General features: G+C 43.8%; 1 protein-coding gene. It reads right to left on the bottom strand.

Annotated features, from left to right (window positions below):
- Positions 1-108: 108 nt before the first annotated feature.
- Positions 109-3,999 (bottom strand): phosphoribosylformylglycinamidine synthase, encoded by a 3,891-nt coding sequence (purL, locus tag H5072_RS13245; RefSeq protein ID WP_182693782.1) that lies wholly within the window; start codon positions 3,997-3,999, stop codon positions 109-111.
- Positions 4,000-4,083 lie beyond the last annotated feature (84 nt).

Here is a 4,083-nt window from a genome sequence, read left to right on the forward strand (position 1 = left end):
TAGACCCCATATATAAGCAGATTGGTATAATCAAAAAAGGCTGCACAATGCAGCCTTTTTTATTTTACAGTAAGATTATGAATCTAACTTGTATAAACGTAAATATAATTAACCTACGTTTTTACGTGCATTACGGAACATACGCATCCACGGGCTATCCTCGAGCCACTCATCTGGGTGCCAAGAGTTGGCAACGCTTCTGAATACACGTTCTGGATGCGGCATCATTACAGTGGCACGACCATCAGTTGACGTAATACCGGTAATACCTTCTGGAGAACCATTAGGATTCGCTGGGTACTGCGTTGTAGGGTTACCGTAGTTATCTACAAATTTAACCGCTACAGTGCCGCTATCAAGCGCCGCTTTAGTGGCTGCATCGTTTGCAAACTCAGCATGACCTTCACCATGAGAAACCGCTATAGGCATACGCGAGCCAGCCATTCCGTTAAAGAACACAGACGGATTCTCTTGTATTTCTACTAAACTAAAGCGTGCTTCAAAACGCTCTGATTTATTAGTTACAAAGCGCGGCCAATGTTCAGTACCAGGGATCAACTCTTTTAACGTTGATAACATTTGGCAACCGTTACATACACCTAAGCTGAAAGTATCTTCACGGTGGAAAAAGTTTTGGAACTGATCGCGTGCCATGTCGTTAAACAAAATAGACTTAGCCCAACCTTCACCTGCACCAAGTACGTCACCGTATGAGAAACCACCACAGGCCACTAAACCTTTAAATTGCTCTAGTGTTAAACGACCTTCTAAAATGTCGCTCATGTGTACATCAACGGCTGAAAAACCTGCGCGATTAAACGCTGCCGCCATTTCTAAATGAGAGTTAACACCCTGCTCACGTAAAATAGCCATTTGCGGTTTAGCACCGGTTGCAATGTATGGTGCAGCTATATCTTCGTTTAAATCAAAGTTAAGTTTTACGTTTAAGCCTGGATCTTTTGCATCAAATTTAGCATCAAACTCTTGCTTAGCACACTCAGGGTTATCACGGCGTGCTTGCATTTGATACGTTGTTTCAGCCCAAATAGTACGAAGCTCAGTACGCGTATGATTAAGTACCGTATTTTCGCCACGGTTAAACATAATCGTATCGTCACTGTTAAGCGTGCCAATATTGTGACTAATGGCTGCTATACCATGTTGTTCAAACACCGCATTTACTGCATCTAAATCAGCATTTGCAACTTGAATTACCGCACCTAGCTCTTCGTTATAAAGCGCTTCAATGTCTGAACCTGTTAAAGCTGCTAGATCAACAGTTACACCGGTATGACCCGTAAACGCCATTTCAGCTACTGTGGTAAATAAACCACCATCTGAGCGGTCATGATAAGCAAGTAACTTACTATCAGCCACAAGTGCTTGCATTGCGTTATAGAAGCCTTTTAATAACTCAGGGCTATCAACATCAGGGGTTACATCACCTAATTGCTTATAAACTTGTGCAAGGCTTGATGCGCCCATGCGGTTTTTACCCGCACCTAAATCAACTAATATAAGCGATGTATCGCCTTTATCTGTGCGCAGTTGTGGAGTTACTGTTTTACGTACGTCGTCAACACGACCAAACGCAGTTATAACCAGTGAAAGCGGCGATGTTACTGACTTCTCTTGTGAGTCACCTTCATCTTTCCATGTCGTTTTCATCGACATAGAATCTTTACCTACAGGAATCGTTAAACCAAGCGCAGGACAAAGCTCTTCGCCTACGGCTTTAACAGCTTCATATAAACCAGCATCTTCACCTGGGTGACCCGCTGCTGCCATCCAGTTTGCCGATAACTTAATGTTTTCAAGGCTACCAATATTTGCACAGGCAATATTAGTTAACGACTCTGCCACAGCTAAACGAGCAGATGCACCGTAATTAAGTAATGCAGCCGGAGTACGCTCACCGAGTGACATAGCTTCACCGTGGTAAGTATCATACGTTGCCGCAGTTACAGCACAGTTAGCAACAGGTACTTGCCAAGGACCAACCATTTGGTCGCGCGCTACTAAACCCGTAACTGAGCGATCGCCGATTGTTATTAAGAATGTTTTTTCTGCAATGGTTGGTAAACGCATTAATCGCTGCGCTGCATCTGCTGCATTTATTGATGTGATATCAAGCGCTTTGCCAACAACTTGCTTTGACGTTACATCGCGGTGCATTTTAGGTGCTTTACCTAATAATACGTCCAGCGGCAAATCAACAGGGTTATTTTCAAAGTGGCTGTCTGACACAGTTAAGTGAGGTTCAGCTGTTGCTTCACCAATAACAGCGTACTGGGCACGTTCGCGCTTACAAATTGCTTCAAAGCGGTCAAAGTCCTCTACGCCAACAGCGAGTACATAACGCTCTTGTGATTCATTACACCAAATTTCGTGTGGTGCCATGCCTGGCTCATCGTTAGGGATGCTACGTAATTGGAACTTACCACCACGTCCGCCATCATTAACAAGCTCAGGAAACGCGTTAGATAAACCGCCGGCACCTACATCATGAATAAACGCGATTGGGTTTTCATCGCCTAGCTGCCAACATTTATCGATAACTTCTTGGCAACGACGTTCCATTTCTGGGTTTTCGCGCTGTACTGAAGCAAAGTCTAAATCTTCGTTTGACTGACCTGAGGCCATACTTGATGCAGCACCACCGCCTAAACCAATGTTCATTGCAGGCCCGCCTAGCGCAATTAATTTAGCGCCTACAGGAATATCACCTTTTTGAACATGATCAGAGCGAATATTACCTAAACCACCGGCAAGCATAATTGGTTTATGGTAACCACGTACTTCTTCACCGTTATGGCTTGTTACTTTTTCTTCGTAAGTACGGAAGTAGCCTAATAAGTTAGGACGACCAAACTCATTATTAAATGCAGCGCCACCTAGTGGACCTTCTGTCATTATATCAAGTGCGTTTACAATACGACCCGGCTTACCAAAATCGCTTTCCCACGGTTGCTCGTAACCTGGAATACGTAAATTTGATACAGTAAAGCCAACTAAGCCTGCTTTTGGCTTAGAGCCACGACCAGTTGCGCCTTCATCGCGAATCTCACCACCAGAACCTGTAGCAGCACCTGAGAATGGCGCAATAGCTGTTGGGTGGTTATGAGTTTCAACTTTCATTAGTATTTCAATGTCTTCTTGATGATACGCATATTCACCTTGCGCATTTGGGAAGAAGCGACCCGCTTTTGAGCCTTTCATTACTGCCGCGTTATCTTTATACGCCGACAATACATTTTCAGGATTTAGCTCAAACGTATTTTTAATCATTTTAAACAGCGATTTTGGCTGCTCTTTACCATCGATTGTCCAGTCAGCATTAAATATTTTATGGCGACAATGCTCTGAGTTCGCTTGTGCAAACATAAACAATTCGATGTCGTTAGGGTTACGTCCTAACTTTGTAAAATTTTCTACTAAGTAGTCTATTTCGTCATCAGCAAGCGCAAAGCCTTGCTCAACATTGGCTGTTGCTAGTGCTTCGCGTCCACCACCTAAAATATCGACAGACGACATTTGGCGTGGGGCATCACTGCGAAACAGCTGAGCCGCATCTTCAAGTTCATTGTGTGTGGCTTCAGTCATGCGGTCGTGCAATAACGCAGTTACTTGTGCAAGTTGTTCTGCGTTTAAATCACCTTCAACATAATAAGCAATACCGCGTTCAACACGGTGAACCTGCTTTAAACCACAGTTGTGGGCGATATCGGTAGCTTTAGATGCCCAAGGTGAAATGGTACCTGGGCGAGGTGTAACAAGTACAAGTTTGCCAGCTGGGGTATGCTCAGCAATAGTTGGACCGTAAGTTAATAGTTTTTCAAGCTTGGTTTGCTCAGAGCTACTCAACGGCGATGTTAAATCGGCAAAGTGAGCATACTCGGCGTATACGTTAGTGACTGGAAGTTGCGATTGTTGGCAACGCGCTAAAATTTTATTAACTCTGAACTCTGAAAGTGCTGGTGCACCACGAAGGATCAACATAGGTAATTTCATCCGGGGTTAGGGATTGAACGATATTTTAGGCACGCATTATAGTCCAATTAGCATTCAGATTTAACTCAAAAT

Origin of the sequence: Pseudoalteromonas sp. SR45-5, assembly GCF_014163565.1 — a bacterium.
GTDB lineage: Bacteria > Pseudomonadota > Gammaproteobacteria > Enterobacterales > Alteromonadaceae > Pseudoalteromonas > Pseudoalteromonas distincta.

What these genes read in the sequence shown, in the direction of transcription:
- purL (WP_182693782.1), bottom strand. Translation starts at nt 3,999, where the DNA reads ATGTTGATCCTTCGTGGTGCACCAGCACTTTCAGAGTTCAGAGTTAAT.